Here is a 14,543-nt window from a genome sequence, read left to right as displayed (position 1 = left end):
TCGGCCGCCCGGCTGCGGCTCGGCGCGGCCCGCTGGCCGGCCCTCGCCGCGCTGCTCGGGGTGGCCGCGCTCGCGCTCGGCGTGCCGGCGGTGAGCCTGGCCCGCCGGCTGGTCGACGGGGTGTCCCGGCCCGGCGCGCTGGCCGAGGTGGCCACCGCGGCGGGCAACTCGCTCTGGCTCTCGCTGGCCGGCGCGGCGCTGACCATGCTGCTGGCGCTGCCGCTGGGGCTGCTCACGGCGCGGGCGCCCGGCCCGCTCGCCACCGTGCTGGACCGGCTGGCCTACCTGGCCCACGCCCTGCCCGGCGTGGTCGTCGGGCTCTCCCTGATCTTCTTCGGCATCACCGTGGCGTACCCGCTGTACCAGAGCACCTGGCTGCTGGCGCTGGCCTACGCCACGCTCTTCCTGCCGCTGGCCGTCGGCGCGGTGGCCGGCGCGGCGGGCCAGGCCCCGCCCGGCCTGGAGGAGGTGGCCCGCTCGCTGGGTCACGGCCCGCTGGCCGTGCTGCGCACGATCACCCTGCCGCTGACCCTGCCCGGCATCGGCGCGGGCGCCGCGCTGGTCTTCCTCACCGGCATGAAGGAACTCCCCGCCACCCTGCTGCTCCGGCCGACCGGCACCGACACCCTGGCCACCGAGTTGTGGACGGCCACCTCGGTCGGGGCGTACGCGGCCGCGGCCCCGTACGCCGCCCTGCTGGTGGTCATCTCGGCGCTGCCCACCTGGTGGCTGGTCGCGCGGGGCGGCCTGCTCGACAAGGAGGACCGATGAGCGAGGTCGTGCTGACCGGGGTCGTCAAGCGGTACGGCCGGGTGACCGCGCTGGACGGGGTGGACCTGATCGTCCCGGCCGGCGCGCTGACCGCGGTGCTCGGCCCGTCCGGCTGCGGCAAGACCACCCTGCTGCGCTGCCTCGCCGGCTTCGAACGCCTCGACGCCGGGGAGATCCGGGTCGACGGCCGGCCGGTCGCGGGGCCGGGCCGGCACCTGCCGGCGCACCGCCGGCGGATCGCCGTGGTGCCGCAGGAGGGTGCCCTCTTCCCGCACCTGAGCGTCGCCGGCAACATCGCCTACGGCCTGGACCGCGCCGACCGCCGTGGTGACCGGGTGGACGAGGTGCTCGCCCTGGTCGGGCTGGCCGGGTACGGCGACCGGATGCCGCACCAGCTCTCCGGCGGCCAGCAGCAGCGGGTGGCGGTGGCCCGGGCCCTGGCTCCCCGCCCGTCGCTGATGCTGCTGGACGAGCCGTTCAGCGCCCTCGACGCCGGGCTGCGCGCCGGGCTGCGGCACGACATCCGGGAGGCGCTGCGCGCCGACGGGGCGACCGCGGTGCTGGTCACCCACGACCAGGGCGAGGCGCTGTCGGCGGCGGACCGGGTGGTGGTGCTCCGTTCCGGGCAGGTGGTGCAGAGCGCCTCGCCGACCACCCTCTACCGGGCGCCGGCCGACCAGTGGGTGGCCGGTTTCGTCGGCGACGCCGTGCTGCTGCCGGCGGTGGCGGCGGACGGCGCAGCCCGCACCCCCCTGGGCACCCTGCGGATCGACGGCGCCCCGGCCGACGGCCCGGTGACCGTGCTGGTCCGCCCGGAACAGCTGCGGCTGGCTCCCGTGTCGGGCGCCGACCCGGTCACCGGGACGGTGCTGCGGCGCGACTTCCACGGCCACGACGCGCTGGTCGCCCTCCGGCTGGCCGACGGCACCCGGGTCACCGCCCGGGTGTGGGACGAGGCCGAGCCGGTGCCGGTCGGCGCCGAGGTGGCGGTCCACGTCGACGGTCCGGCCCGGGCCTGGCCCGCCGCGCCCGCTCCGGTCGACGCGTCGGCACTCCCGGTCGGCTGACCCCGACCGGTGACGGCGCGCGGCCCGGTGGGCCGGCGCCCACCGGGCCACGCCCGGACGCTGTCGTCAGTTGACGACGAAGAGCAGCCGGTTCGGGGAGCCGGTGCCCGGGTTGGTCACCTTGCCCGGGGTGGCGTTGGTGGTCAGGTAGCTGGCCACCTGTGCCGGGCTGTAGGACGGGTTGGCCGACAGCACGAGGGCGGCCGCGCCGGCCACGTGCGGCGAGGCCATCGAGGTGCCGCTGATGGTGTTGCTGGCGGTGTCGGACGTGCGCCAGGCCGACAGGATGCTCGAGCCGGGGGCGAAGATGTCCACGCAGGAGCCGTAGTTGGAGTAGGACGCGCGGGCGTCGCTGCTGGTGGTGGCGCCGACGGTGATCGCGGCGGCGGCCCGGGCCGGCGAGTAGGAGCAGGCGTTGGCGCTGGAGTTGCCGGCCGCCACCGCGTACGTGATCCCGGAGTTGACCGAGTTGGTCACCGCGTTGTCGATGGCGCTGCTGGCGCCCCCGCCGAGGCTCATGTTGGCCACCGCCGGCTTGACCGCGTTGGCGGTCACCCAGTTGATGCCGTTCACCACGCCGGTGGTGCTGCCGCTGCCGGAGCAGTTGAGCACCTTCACCGCGATCAGGCGGACGTCCTTGGCCACCCCGTACCGGGTGCCGCCCACGGTGCCGGCGACGTGGGTGCCGTGGCCGTTGCAGTCGGTGTTGTTGCTGTCCACGGTGTTGGTGCCCCAGCTGGCCCGGCCGCCGAAGTCGGTGTGGGTGGTCCGGATGCCGGTGTCGATGATGTACGCCCGGACGTTCGTGGCCGTGTTCGGGTAGGTGAAGCTGGAGTTCAGCGGCAGGTTGCGCTGGTCGATCCGGTCCAGGCCCCACGGCGGGTTCGACTGGGTGCCCTGGACGGTGAGCACCCGGTCCTGCTCGACGTACGCCACGGCCGGGTCGGCGGCGAGGCGGCGGGCCTGGCCGGCGGACATCTTCGCGCTGAAGCCGGTGAGCGCGGCGCTGTAGACGTCGGCGACGCTGCCGCCGTAACGGCGGGCCAGGTCGGCGGCGCGGTCGGGCACGGCGGTGCGGGCGGCGGGGCTGTTCGCGGTGCCGACGGCGTCGGCCTTCAACACGACCAGGTAGCTGCCGGTGATCGCGCCGGGGGCGGACGCGCCGCGGATCTCGCCGGCGGGGGCGGCGAGGGCCGGGGTGGTCACGGCGGCGGAGAGGGCCGCCGCGGCGGCGACGACGCCGAACGCGCGGATCACGCGGCGACGGGGAACGGGCACAGCTGACATCGTCAGTCTCCCTACCGGTGCGTCCGGCGGGGCTCGTGGCCCCGGGAGGCACCATCGACGGCTGTTGGGGGAGATGCTAGCCACGCATAGAGCCACATGAAAGAGATGTGGATCGATAGATTGAGGTGACGCGCCAATGTCGCGGGTGCCGGCCGTTCCGGTCCCGACGGCAGGCAGGATGGCCACGTGGACCGACATGACATGCTGCTCTCCCCCGCCGGCGTCGAGGCGCTGCGCACCGCGCTGACCCGGGCGGACTTCACCTCGAACGGGATCGCCGCCCGGCTCGGCCCGCAGGCCACCGGCGGGGCGGCCCGCAACGACTTCCGGGCCGCGCTGCGCGCCACCGAGGAGCGCGACCCGCTCGCCACCCTGATCCGGGTCTTCATCTGCGACCAGACCGAGCCGGAGGCGGCGGTGGCCGCCGCGCTCGCCCCGCTCGACCTCGGCGAGGCGCTCGCCGGCGGGATCGTCGAGCGGCACGGCGACGGCCTGCGCGCCGGGGTGGACCTGGAGCCGTACGGCGACGACTGGTGGGTGCTGGCCGACCTGCCGGCCAGCGCCCGCCCCGGCCGGCCGCTGCACAGCGAGCACGTGCTCGGCATCGGCGGAGCCTCCCAGACGCTGCTCGGCGCCACCGTCCGCCGGCCGGTGGAGACCGCGCTGGACCTGGGCACCGGCTCCGGTGTCCAGGCCCTGCACCTGTCCACCCACGCCCGGACGGTGACCGCCACCGACGTCTCCGAGCGGGCGCTGCGCTTCGCGGCCACCACCGCCGCCCTCAACGGGCAGGACTGGGAACTGCTCCGCGGCGACCTGGTCACCCCGGTCGCCGGACGCCGTTTCGACCTGGTGGTGAGCAACCCGCCGTTCGTGGTCGGTCCGGGCACCACCACCCACGTCTACCGGGACTCCGGCCGGGTCGGCGACGCGATCGGGTCCGAGCTGGCCGCCGCCGCGCCGGGCCTGCTCACCGAGGGCGGCACCATGCAGTACCTGGCGAACTGGGTGCACGTCGCCGGTGAGGAGTGGGGCGAGCGGGTGGCCGGTTGGTTCGCCGGCACCGGACTGGACGCCTGGGTGATCCAGCGCGAGGTGGCGGACCCGATGGCGTACGTCAACCTCTGGCTCACCGACGTCGGCGAGGCGGCCGACCCGCAGCGGATGGCGGCCTGGCTGGACTGGTTCGACGCGCACAAGGTGGAGGCGATCGGGTTCGGCATCGTCTCGCTGCGCCGCGCCGGGCACGCCGACCCGATGGTTCGGGTGGAGGACCTGCGCCAGCGGGTCGAGCCGCCGCTGGGCGACCAGGTCGCCGCCTGGTTCGACCGCCAGGACTTCCTCCGGGTACGCGACACCGACGCGCTGCTCGCCGAGCGCTACCGGGCGGCGGCGGGGCTCCAGCTGCGGCAGGAGGCCACCATGGGCGACGAGGGCTGGGCGGTGGACCGGCAGGTCCTCGTCATGCCGCGCGGGCTGCGCTGGACCGAGGAGGTCGACCCGCTGGTGCTGGCCCTGGTCGGGGGTTGCGACGGGCGGCTGCCCCTGCGCGACCAGCTCACCCTGCTCGCCGCCGCGCACGACGTGGCGCCGGAGGAGCTGGCCGAAGCGGCCGGGCCGATCGTGTCCCACCTGGTCGAGCGCGGCATCATCGAACCGGTGACGGCATGACGACGGCGGGGCCGCGCCGGGACGGCGTCCGGGTGGCCGGCTGATGCGGGCGGTGGTGCAGACGGTCGGCCGGGCCAGCGTCACGGTCGACGGCGAGGTGGTCGGTCAGATCACCGACGGCCTGCTGGTGCTGCTCGGGGTGACGCACAGCGACACGACGCAGGTGGCGGAGACGATGGCCCGCAAGATCCATGAGCTGCGGATCCTGGACGACGAGCGCAGCGCCGCCGACACGGGAGCCCCGGTCCTGGTGGTCAGCCAGTTCACCCTCTACGGCGACGCGCGGCGGGGCAGACGCCCGAGCTGGACCGCGGCCGCCCCCGCCGAGGTGGCGGAGCCCCTGGTCACGGCGGTGGTCGACGCCCTCCGTGCCCGGGGCGCGAAGGTCGAGACCGGCCGCTTCCGGGCCCACATGCTCGTCGAGAGCGTCAACACCGGCCCCCGCACCCTCCTCCTGGACCTCTGACCCCCAACGCGTTGATCATGAAGTTGTCGCCCACGTCTCCGGCGTGTCGTGGCGACAACTTCATGATCAACGGGGGTGGGGGCGGTCAGGAGAAGAGGCCGCGGCGTTGGAGGGACTGGTGCAGCCAGGTGTCGAGCTGGGCGGCCCAGTCCGTGCGGTCCACGGTGGCGTGGTCGACGGTGAAGCGGCCGAAGGCGTCGCGGCCCTCGGTGAAGATGCCGCCGCGCTTGTCCATCTCCAGCACCACCTGGGTCTGCCCCGCCTCGGAGATGAAGGTGACCTCCAGCTGGTTGATCGCGCGCGCGTACTGCGGCGCCGGGTGGAACTCGATCTCCTGGTAGAACGGCAGGCTCTGCCGTACCCCGTAGATGTGTCCCCGTTCGACGTCGGCCCGGGCGAACCGGAAGCCCAGCCGCAGCAGCGCCTCCAGCAGCCGCTCCTGGGCGGGCAGCGGATGCACCGACACCGCGTCCAGGTCACCCTTGTCCACCGCCCGGGCCACCTCCAGCTCGGTACGCAGACCCATCGTCATCCCGTGCAGCCGCTGGCCGTACAGGTCGGTCAGCGGGGTCTCCCAGGGCACGTCGAAACGGAACGGGATGTCCTGCCGCTGCCCCGGCTCCAACCGGAACGCGCCGGTCACCTGCCGGCGGCCGAACTCCTGGGTGGTGTCGTAGTCGGCGTCGCCGCTCTCCACCTCCACCCGGGTGACCAGGCCGAGCGCCACGTAGGACACCTCGACGGCGTGGTCCCCGCCGGCCACCTGGACCCGGCCCTCCAGCTGGCCGCCCGGGCGGCAGTTCGGGTTGGCCAGCACCGTGTCCACCGACGGGCCGCCGACCCCCATCGCCTGCATCAGCCGCTTGAAGACCACCGTGTCCTCCGTTGCCTCGACGCCGGCCGCGGTGGCCGACCGCTGGCACCGTAACCGGGCCCGGCAAGCGGAGGGGCGACGAACACGGGATCGGATTCCTGTCGGGTCCCCGATCGCCTCACTCCCGTTTCACGCCCCGGTTGGAAAGCTGTCCCTACCGGCGCCACTGGGGCCGGTACGCGGCACAGAAGCGGACACGGGGAGAGACTGAGATGGCCCTGCAGATGATCGAACACCAGACGCGCCCGGCCACCACCATCGACGCCGAGCACGGCACCGACACCCTGACCGATCTGGACGCCACCGACGAGCGCGGGATCTCCACCGACCTGGTCCGGGCGTACCTCAACGGGATCGGCCGGACGAAGCTGCTGACCGCCGCGCAGGAGGTCGAGCTGGCGAAGCGGATCGAGGCGGGGCTGTTCGCCGAGGAGAAGCTGGCGACCTGCACCCCGGTCTCCGCCGAGCTGGCCGCCGACCTGGAGCTGATCGCGACGCAGGGCCGCGCCGCCAAGGACCACCTGCTGGAGGCGAACCTGCGGCTGGTGGTGAGCATCGCCAAGCGCTACACCGGCCGCGGGATGGCCTTCCTCGACCTGATCCAGGAGGGCAACCTGGGTCTGATCCGCGCGGTCGAGAAGTTCGACTACGCCAAGGGCTACAAGTTCTCCACCTACGCCACCTGGTGGATCCGGCAGGCGATCACCCGGGCCATGGCCGACCAGGCCCGCACCATCCGCATCCCGGTGCACATGGTGGAGCAGGTCAACCGGATGGTCCGGGTCCGCCGGGAGTTGTCGGTCAGCCTCGGCCGGGAGCCCACCGTCGGCGAGGTGGCCGCGGCGCTGGAGATCCCCGAGTTCCAGGTGATCGAGCTGATCTCGTACGACCGGGAGCCGGTCAGCCTGGACCAGACCGTCGGGGAGGACGGCGAGAGCGCGCTCGGGGACTTCGTCGCCGCGGTGGACCCGAACGTCGAGCCGGCCGACGCCGCCGCCAACGGTGAGCTGCGCAACGAGGTCCGGATCGTGCTCGCCACGCTGTCCCAGCGGGAGCAGGCGGTGATCCGGCTCCGGTTCGGCCTGGACGACGGCCGCCAGCGCACCCTGGACGAGGTCGGCCGGGAGTTCGGCCTGTCCCGGGAGCGGATCCGGCAGATCGAGAAGGTCACCCTGCTGAAGCTGCGCGCCCCCGAGCGGGCCCAGCGGTTGGAGGCGTACGCCTGCTGACCGGCCACGACGTGGAGGCCCCGGCGGTTCGCCGGGGCCTCCGCCGTGCCGGCGCGGGATGCGTGCAGAGTGGGGCGTACCAGCCCCTCGCATCTCAACTCACCGGGAGAGACAGCATGAACTGGACCTTGGAAGTGGTCGTGGTGCCCGTGTCCGACGTGGACCGGGCCAAGGAGTTCTACGCCGACCGGCTCGGCTTCGCCGTCGACCACGACACGGTGATCGGCGACGACGCGCGGGTGGTGCAGTTGACCCCGCCGGGTTCCGGCTGCTCCGTGGTGATCGGCAAGGGGGTCGTGCCCGAGATGGCACCCGGCTCGCTCAAGGGACTCCAACTGGTCGTGCCCGACCTGCACCGGGCCCGGGCGGAGCTGCTGGAGCGCGGCGTCGAGGTCAGCGAGATCCAGGTGCTGGGCGAGAACCCGCGGCCGGTGCCGGACCCGCTGGACAACGTCGGCTTCATCTTCTTCACCGACCCGGACGGCAACGCCTGGGGTGTCCAGCAGATCTCCGCCCGGGCGGTGACGCCCGCCGCCGAGCGGGGGGCCCGGCACTGACCGGCGGCCGTCCTCACAGGCGGCGGGGGCCGGTGTCCGGGCGGGCGGCGGCGGTGCCGACACCGACGGTGGCGTGCAGCACGGAGATGCCGTCCGGACGGGCCAGCACGGGATTCAGGGTGAGGCTGCGGACCCGGGGCTGCTCGTCGGCGAGCCGGCCGACCCGCAGCAGCAGGTCGGCCAGGGCGGCCCGGTCGACCGGTGCGGCGCCCCGGTGCCCGCGCAGCAGTGGCGCGGCCCGGGGCTCGTCGACCAGCTCGGCGGCGTCCCGGTCGGTCAACGGCACCGCCCGCCAGGCGCGGTCGCCGAGCAGCTCGGTGGCGACGCCGCCCAGGCCGAACCCGACCACCGGCCCGAACGCCGGATCCTCCATCAGCTCCACCACGCAGGCCACCCCGGGCGGGACCATCGGCTGGACCAGGACGTGCGCGCCGAACACCGCGGCCAGCTCGGCGTACGCGCGGCGCAGCGCGGGCGGGTCGGCCAGGTCGAGGCGGACCGCGCCGAGGTCGAGGCGGTGCCGCAGGCCGGGGGCGGCGGCCTTCAGCGCCACCGGCCAGCCGAGCCGCTCGGCGGCGGCGAGGGCCTCCTCGGCGGTGCCGGCGGGAGCCGAGCCGACCAGGTCGATGCCGTACGCGGCGAGCAGTCCGGCCGGGTCGGGGATCTCGGCGCGCAGGGCGGCCTGACCGGCCGCCCGGTCCAGCCGGGGCAGCTCGGGCAGGGTCCCCGGATCCCGGCGCAGCCAGGCCGCGTACCGGGTGACCCGGCCCAGGGCCCGCACCGCCTCCTCCACACTCGGGTACGCGGGCACCCCGGCGGGCAACCGGCCGGCGAGGAAGGTGGCCACGGTGGGCTTGGCGCCGGGGAGCGCGGCCGGCAGGGCGGCGGTGAAGTCGCCCTCCTCGACGGTGAGCTGGCCGGGCAGCGGCGGGGCGAAGACCGCGACCAGCGCGTCGACCGCCTCGTCGGTGGCCGCCGCGGCGAGCGCGGCGGCGAACTCGGCCGCGGTGGCGCGCGGGCCGACGTCGTGCGGATAGCCCTCGGCGAGGGTGAGTCCCTGGGCGGCGCAGGCGGTGGCCGCGAGCCCGGTCAGCGCCGAGGAGTTGCCCACCACGCCAACCCGACCGCCGGCGGGCAGCGGCTGGTTGGCCAGCAGGACACCGACGTCGAGCAGCTCGGCGACGGTGTCCACCCGGATCACCCCGGACTGGGCGAAGAGCGCGCTGACCGCCGCCTCGTCGAGGCCGGGCGCGTCACCGCCGCCGAGCGGGCGGGCCAGCGAGGCGAGCGCCACCACCGGCTTGTCCCGGCCGATCCGCCGGGCCAGCCGGGCGAACTTGCGCGGGTTACCGAAGGTCTCCAGGTAGAGCAGGATGACGTCGGTGCCGGGATCGTCCTGCCAGTACTGGAGCAGGTCGTTGCCGGAGACGTCGGCCCGGTTGCCGGCGGAGACGAAGCTGGACAGGCCCAGGCCACGGCGGTGCGCCTCGGCCAGTAGGGCCACCCCGAACGCCCCGGACTGGCTGAAGAAGCCGACCCGCCCCGGCGCCGGCAGCACCGGGGCGAGCGTGGCGTTGAGGCGTACCTTCTCGTCGGTGTTGGCCACGCCGAGGCAGTTCGGTCCGACCACCCGCATGCCGGCGGCGTGCGCGGCCCGGACCAGCGCGCGCTGCGCCGCCGCGCCCGCACCGCCGGACTCGGCGAAGCCGGCCGAGATGACCACCAGGCCGTGCGCGCCGGCGGCGGCCGCGTCGGCGACGACCGCGGGCGCCGACTCCGGGGCCACCGCGACGACCGCCAGGTCGATGTCCGCGCCGGCCGCGGCCGCCGACGGGTACGCGGGCAGCCCGGCCACGGTGGCCGCGCTCGGGTGCACCGGCACGATCGCGCCGGGGTAACCGCCGTCGCGCAGGTGACCGAGGACCGCCGCGCCGACTCCCTGACCGGTGGCGCTGGCCCCGTAGACGGCGACGCCGCGCGGCGCGAGCAGCCGGGCGATCGAGCGGGACTCGGTGCGGTGCTCCCGGCCGCGCTGCACCTCCAGCGTCGCCTCGGTGGGGGCGATCGGGAAGCTCAGGTGCACCACCCCGTCGGCGAACTGGCGCTGGACCTGGTAGCCGAAGTCGGAGAAGACCCGCAGCATCGCGCCGTTGGCGGGGAGCACCTCGGCGACGAAGTGGACGATGCCGGCGCGGCGGGCCGCGTCGGCCAGGTGTTCCAGCAGCACCGAGCCGATGCCGCGGCCCTGGTAGGCGTCCTCCACCACGAACGCCACCTCGGCCTCCGGGCCCTCCGGGCCGAGCCGCTCGTACCGGCCGACGGCGACGATGCGGTCGCCGGCGAGCACCACGAACGCCTCCCGGTCGCGGTGGTCGACCACCACGAAACGTTGCAGGTCCCGGTCGGGGATGCGCGGGTACGGCGAGAAGTAGCGCAGGTAGCGGGTGCGCTCGGAGAAGCGGGAGTGCATCGCCACGATCTCCGGCGCGTCCTCCGGCCGGATCGGCCGCAGCTGCACCGTGCTGCCGTCGCTGAGCAGCACGTCCACCGGCTGGTCGACAGCGGTCACGGCCGGTCCCGTTCCCCGGCCGCCCGGTCAGTCACGGGGATCGTGCGGGTCGAGCCCGAGCAGCGGGAACACCGCCTTGCGGGTGGCGGCGATGGCCCGGTCCACGGCGTTCGGCTCGCCCGTCGGCTGCCACGGCTCGTACGCCGGGTCGACGTCGTCGGTCATCCGCAGCGGGATCTGCCGGCCGGGCAGCCGCCGCTCGACCAGCTCCCGCCAGGCGGGCGGGGTGAGCGTCGCCGGGGCGACCGGGTCGCCGGTGGCGACGGCCAGCAGGTGGGTCCAGGCCCGCGGCACCACCTCGACCAGCGCGTACCCGCCGCCGCCGGTGGCGACCCAGCGGCCGTCGCAGAGCTCGTCGGCGAGCGCCCGCAGGGCGAGGTAGGTGGCGCGCTGTCCGTCGACGGAGAGGTGCAGGTCGGCGAGGGGGTCGTACCGGTGCCCGTCGGCGCCGCACTGGGTGAGGAGGATCTGCGGCCGGAACGCGCGCAGCACCGACGGCACGACCGCGTGGAAGGCGCGCTGCCAGCCGGTGTCGTCGACGCCGGGGGGCAGGGGCAGGTTGACCGCGCTGCCCTCGGCGCCGGGGCCGCCGGTCTCGTCGGGGAACCCGGTGCCGGGGAAGAGGGCGAGCGGGGTCTCGTGCAGGCTGACCGTCAGCACCCGCGGGTCGCGGTAGAAGATCTCCTGCACGCCGTCGCCGTGGTGCACGTCCACGTCCACGTACGCGACCCGTTCGGCGCCCAGGTCGAGCAGCCGGGCGATGGCCACCGCCGGGTCGTTGTAGACGCAGAACCCGGCGGCCCGGGCCGGCATGGCGTGGTGCAGGCCGCCGGCCACGTTGACCGCGCGCCGCGCGTCGCCCCGCCAGACCGCCTCGGCGGCGGCCACGGTGGCGCCGGCCACCAGCGCGCTCGACTCGTGCATCCCGTCGAAGACCGGGTTGTCGGAGGTGCCCAGCCCGAAGCCGGCGAAGAGCGGGTCAGCGGGGGCCGTCCGCACCGCCTCCAGGTAGCGCGGGTCGTGCACCCGGGTCAGCAGCGCGTCGTCGGCCGGCTCCGGCTTGACCAGCCGGACCCCGGGCCGGTCCAGGACGCCCAGCGCGCGGGCCAGCGCGATGGTCAGCTCCACCCGCACCGGGTCGAGCGGGTGCTCCCCCATGTCGTAGGCGAGCAGGGCCTCGTCCCACACCACCACTGTGTCGTCCGACATGGGGCCATCGTCGCACGAGCGCCGCCGGGCACCCACCGCACGCGCTGCTCAGCGCCGGGGTGTCTCCCCGGTGGCCACCGGCCGGGCCGGGTCGGCCACCCAGTGGCTCCAGGATCCGACGTAGAGCGCGGCGTCCGGCCGGCCGGCCAGGTGCAGCGCCAGCACCGCCTGCGCGGCGGTCACCCCCGATCCGCAGTACGCCCCGACCGGTGCGCCGTCGGTCACGCCGGCGGCGGTGAACCGCTCCCGCAGCGCCTGGGCGGTCGGGAAGCGGCCCTCGGTGACGTACTCGGGGGCGGGCAGGTTCACCGCGCCGGGCACGTGCCCGGCGACCGGGTCGATCGGCTCGGTCTCGCCCCGGTAGCGGGGCGCGGCGCGCACGTCGAGCAGGACGCCGGAGTCGGCGGCGGCGAGCCGGGCCGCGGCGTCGGCGTCCAGCACCGGCAGCGCGCCGGGGCGCACGGTCACGTCGCCCGGGGGCGGGGTGGGCACGTCGGTGGCGGTGGGCAGGCCGGCGGCGAGCCAGGCGGGCCAGCCACCGTGCAGCAGCCGTACCTCGCGGTGCCCGGCCCAGCGCAGCGTCCACCAGGCGCGGGCGGCGGACATGCCGTCGCCGCCGTCGTACACGACGACGGGGTGACCGGCGCGGACGCCGGCGGCCCGCAGCGCGGCCTGGAGCGCGGCCGGGTCGGGCAGCGGGTGCCGCCCGGCGGCGCCGGGCGGGCCGCAGAGCGCGGTGTCCAGGTCGACGAAGACCGCGCCGGGCAGGTGGCCGGCGGCGTAGTCGTCGCGTCCGGGCGGGCCGGCGAGGCGCCAGCGGACGTCGAGCAGGGTGGGCGGGTCGGGCTCCGCCAGCGCGACGGCGAGCTGGCCGGGCTCGATCAACGGCTCTCCGGTTCCGGACATGGCGTCCAGTGAACACCATCCGGGTGGTCACCTCGCGGTTCGGTGGCGGCCGTTCGTCGGTCGGCCGGGGTAGCATCGTGCACCGGAGGGCCGCTGACGTGAAGCATGACCTGGTCGATACGACCGAAATGTACCTTCGCACCATCCTCGAGCTCGAAGAGGAGGGGGTGCCGCCGCTGCGTGCCCGGATCGCCGAGCGGCTGCGGCAGAGCGGTCCCACCGTCAGCCAGACGGTCGCCCGGATGGAGCGCGACGGCCTGCTCACCGTCGAGGGCGACCGGCACCTGACGCTCACCGCGCTGGGCCGGGACCACGCCGTCGCCGTCATGCGCAAGCACCGCCTCGCCGAGCTGCTGCTGGTCAATGTGATCGGGATGCCCTACGAGGAGGCCCACGAGGAGGCCTGCCGCTGGGAGCACGTGATGAGCGACGCCGTCGAGAAGCGGGTCTACGACCTGCTCAACCGGCCGACCCGCTCGCCGTACGGCAACCCGATCCCCGGCCTGGAGCTGCTGGGTTCGGCGGAGCCGGCCGCCGAGACCGCCGAGACCGAGCGGAACCTCGCGTTCCCCGGCCTCTCCGGTCAGGTCGTGGTCCGGCGGATCTGCGAGAGCGTGCAGAGCAACGCCGACGTGCTGCGCCAGCTGCACGCCGCCGGGGTCGACCCGGGCGCCACCGTCACGGTGGCGCAGGAACGGGACGGGGTGTTCATCGACCGCTCCGGGGAACGCATCCGGCTCCCCCGCGAGGTCGCGTCCCGGGTCTTCGTCGCCGCGCACTGAGCCGCCGTCACCCGGCGGCCCGGCCGCCTCACATCGCCGCGGGGTCGATCTGCTTCGCCAGGTCGACCAGCTTGCCGGTCAGCTCCTCCGCCGTCGCCTTCGGCTCGGCCTTCGGGCAGGTCCAGCGCAACGTGGCCAACCGCTTCCCGGACACCAGCCAGCCCACCTCGGCGACCGGACCGCGCTTGCCGGTCTTCGCGACGGTACGCCGGTAGGCGACCTGACCGAGCTTCGACACCTTGGCCGCCCCGTCGGGCTGCACGTCGGCGGTGAACGTCGGCACGTCGATCGAGGTGTCGGTGACCGTCAGCGTCAGCTCGGGCAGGGCCGCGTCCTCGGCGCGGACCACGCAGGTGTGGGTGTCGCCCCGGTCGCTGGCCGCCGCGACGTCGAACCGGACGCCCGTGTGCTCCTCGATGACCGCGAAGTCCAGCAGCCGGCAGGCGCCACCCGACGAGGCGGCGGCCACCTCGACCGCCACCGGAGGCACCGGGGGCACGGCCACCGGCCCGGCCTCGGCGCCGCAGCCCGTGGTCAGCAGCACGCCCACGCCGGCGAGCCAGATCCGCCCGTACACGCGCACCTCCGTGATCGTCGGCGGGTGCCCGCCGGATGTCCGTCGGACACCGTACGGGCTGTCCCCGCCGGGCGGAAGCCCACGATCGTCCGGCGTTGGGCCGGCGGTCAGGTCGCGGCGGCGCCCACCAGCCCGGTCAGCCCGCCACCGAGGCTCGGCCCGGCGGGAGCGTCCGGATCACCTCAGTCGTCCACGTACGGGCAGTGTCGGCAGCCGCGCCCGCAGCAGGTGCCCCGGCGGGCCAGGAAACCGGCGGTGAGCACGAAGAGCCCGGTGCCCGGATCCGGATAGCCGGCCTCGCCGGCGGCCAGCGCGGCGGCGTGCGCGGCGAGGATCCGCTCCCGGTGCGGGTGACCCGGCGCCAGCCGCGACGGATGCGGCTCGGTCAACGGCCGGTCCGCCAACGGGCGGCGTTCCCCACTCATCGCGGCGAGTCTACGGAGGTCCGGGGTGGAGCACCGCCGGCCCCGGCCGTCAGCACCGCGAGTGGCCGCGGCAGCGCGGCGAGCGCCGGCGGAGGACGGCTCGTCGGACACGGTGACGGGGCCCGGGAAAGTCCCGGGCCCCGCCACCGCGGT

14 protein-coding genes are annotated in these 14,543 nt (G+C 75.4%); 7 read left to right on the top strand and 7 right to left on the bottom strand.

The genetic code is table 11. The features are described from left to right. Together V6U79_RS03255 and V6U79_RS03250 are read left to right on the top strand one after the other, a co-directional pair. Nucleotides 1-771, top strand: a 771-nt coding sequence (locus tag V6U79_RS03255; protein WP_334613375.1) for an ABC transporter permease, incomplete at its 5' end; no start/stop codon positions are given. Further along, nucleotides 768-1,838, top strand: coding sequence for an ABC transporter ATP-binding protein (locus V6U79_RS03250; protein WP_334613374.1), 1,071 nt, complete (start codon nt 768-770; stop codon nt 1,836-1,838). The genes V6U79_RS03255 and V6U79_RS03250, both read left to right, overlap by 4 nt. A 66-nt stretch (nt 1,839-1,904) precedes the next feature. Here V6U79_RS03250 and V6U79_RS03245 read toward each other — a convergent pair whose 3' ends face one another. Continuing rightward, a complete protein-coding gene (locus V6U79_RS03245) occupies nt 1,905-3,125 on the bottom strand; it encodes a S8 family peptidase (RefSeq protein ID WP_442933735.1) in 1,221 nt (406 codons plus the stop codon). Between the two features lie 186 nt (nt 3,126-3,311). On the opposite strand from V6U79_RS03245, the gene V6U79_RS03240 reads away from it, so the two are divergent. Then, nucleotides 3,312-4,796: a DUF7782 domain-containing protein gene (locus tag V6U79_RS03240; RefSeq protein ID WP_334613373.1), complete on the top strand. Its 1,485-nt coding sequence runs from the start codon at nt 3,312-3,314 to the stop codon at nt 4,794-4,796. A 43-nt stretch (nt 4,797-4,839) separates the two neighbouring features. Further along, the gene (gene dtd, locus V6U79_RS03235) at nt 4,840-5,262 is read left to right on the top strand and encodes a D-aminoacyl-tRNA deacylase (protein ID WP_334527527.1); all 423 of its coding nucleotides are present in this window, start codon (nt 4,840-4,842) and stop codon (nt 5,260-5,262) included. An 85-nt stretch (nt 5,263-5,347) separates the two neighbouring features. Here dtd and V6U79_RS03230 read toward each other — a convergent pair whose 3' ends face one another. Next, on the bottom strand, nt 5,348-6,136 hold the full coding sequence (locus V6U79_RS03230) for a sporulation protein (RefSeq protein WP_334527530.1): 789 nt from the start codon (nt 6,134-6,136) through the stop codon (nt 5,348-5,350). Between the two features lie 212 nt (nt 6,137-6,348). Here V6U79_RS03230 and sigB point away from each other — a divergent pair, with 212 nt between their 5' ends. Together sigB and V6U79_RS03220 are read left to right on the top strand one after the other, a co-directional pair. Continuing rightward, the gene (gene sigB, locus V6U79_RS03225) at nt 6,349-7,365 is read left to right on the top strand and encodes an RNA polymerase sigma factor SigB (protein ID WP_442933339.1); all 1,017 of its coding nucleotides are present in this window, start codon (nt 6,349-6,351) and stop codon (nt 7,363-7,365) included. A gap of 116 nt (nt 7,366-7,481) precedes the next feature. Beyond that, the gene (locus tag V6U79_RS03220; protein WP_334613372.1) at nt 7,482-7,922 is read left to right on the top strand and encodes a VOC family protein; all 441 of its coding nucleotides are present in this window, start codon (nt 7,482-7,484) and stop codon (nt 7,920-7,922) included. Nucleotides 7,923-7,935: 13 nt separating this feature from the next. Here the strand turns inward: V6U79_RS03220 and V6U79_RS03215 are convergent, their stop codons facing one another. Genes V6U79_RS03215 through V6U79_RS03205 form a run of 3 tightly spaced genes read right to left on the bottom strand, consistent with a single transcriptional unit; the run spans nt 7,936 to nt 12,606 of the window. Next, entirely contained in the window at nt 7,936-10,491 is a 2,556-nt protein-coding gene (locus V6U79_RS03215; protein WP_334613371.1) for a bifunctional acetate--CoA ligase family protein/GNAT family N-acetyltransferase, read from the bottom strand. Nucleotides 10,492-10,518: 27 nt separating this feature from the next. Next, complete coding sequence (locus tag V6U79_RS03210; RefSeq protein WP_334527540.1) at nt 10,519-11,700, bottom strand: acetoin utilization protein AcuC; 1,182 nt, start codon at nt 11,698-11,700, stop codon at nt 10,519-10,521. A 48-nt stretch (nt 11,701-11,748) separates the two neighbouring features. Next, nucleotides 11,749-12,606: a sulfurtransferase gene (locus tag V6U79_RS03205; RefSeq protein ID WP_334613370.1), complete on the bottom strand. Its 858-nt coding sequence runs from the start codon at nt 12,604-12,606 to the stop codon at nt 11,749-11,751. A 98-nt stretch (nt 12,607-12,704) separates the two neighbouring features. Here V6U79_RS03205 and V6U79_RS03200 point away from each other — a divergent pair, with 98 nt between their 5' ends. After that, complete coding sequence (locus V6U79_RS03200; protein ID WP_334527546.1) at nt 12,705-13,388, top strand: iron-dependent transcriptional repressor DtxR; 684 nt, start codon at nt 12,705-12,707, stop codon at nt 13,386-13,388. A 28-nt stretch (nt 13,389-13,416) separates the two neighbouring features. Here the strand turns inward: V6U79_RS03200 and V6U79_RS03195 are convergent, their stop codons facing one another. Together V6U79_RS03195 and V6U79_RS03190 are read right to left on the bottom strand one after the other, a co-directional pair. Next, nucleotides 13,417-13,971, bottom strand: coding sequence for a hypothetical protein (locus V6U79_RS03195; protein WP_334527548.1), 555 nt, complete (start codon nt 13,969-13,971; stop codon nt 13,417-13,419). A gap of 176 nt (nt 13,972-14,147) precedes the next feature. Then, on the bottom strand, nt 14,148-14,390 hold the full coding sequence (locus V6U79_RS03190; RefSeq protein WP_334527551.1) for a DUF5522 domain-containing protein: 243 nt from the start codon (nt 14,388-14,390) through the stop codon (nt 14,148-14,150). Nucleotides 14,391-14,543: the final 153 nt, after the last annotated feature.

Origin of the sequence: Micromonospora psammae (assembly GCF_036902725.1) — a bacterium.
Taxonomy (GTDB): domain Bacteria; phylum Actinomycetota; class Actinomycetes; order Mycobacteriales; family Micromonosporaceae; genus Micromonospora.
The sequence above is the reverse complement of the archived record's forward strand: the minus strand, read 5'-3'. Positions and strand labels throughout refer to the sequence as shown.

What these genes read in the sequence shown, in the direction of transcription:
- dtd (WP_334527527.1), top strand. Translation starts at nt 4,840, where the DNA reads ATGCGGGCGGTGGTGCAGACGGTCGGCCGGGCCAGCGTCACGGTCGAC.
- V6U79_RS03205 (WP_334613370.1), bottom strand. Translation starts at nt 12,606, where the DNA reads ATGTCCGGAACCGGAGAGCCGTTGATCGAGCCCGGCCAGCTCGCCGTC.
- V6U79_RS03190 (WP_334527551.1), bottom strand. Translation starts at nt 14,390, where the DNA reads ATGAGTGGGGAACGCCGCCCGTTGGCGGACCGGCCGTTGACCGAGCCG.
- V6U79_RS03245 (WP_442933735.1), bottom strand. Translation starts at nt 3,125, where the DNA reads ATGTCAGCTGTGCCCGTTCCCCGTCGCCGCGTGATCCGCGCGTTCGGC.
- V6U79_RS03250 (WP_334613374.1), top strand. Translation starts at nt 768, where the DNA reads ATGAGCGAGGTCGTGCTGACCGGGGTCGTCAAGCGGTACGGCCGGGTG.
- V6U79_RS03210 (WP_334527540.1), bottom strand. Translation starts at nt 11,700, where the DNA reads ATGTCGGACGACACAGTGGTGGTGTGGGACGAGGCCCTGCTCGCCTAC.
- V6U79_RS03220 (WP_334613372.1), top strand. Translation starts at nt 7,482, where the DNA reads ATGAACTGGACCTTGGAAGTGGTCGTGGTGCCCGTGTCCGACGTGGAC.
- sigB (WP_442933339.1), top strand. Translation starts at nt 6,349, where the DNA reads ATGGCCCTGCAGATGATCGAACACCAGACGCGCCCGGCCACCACCATC.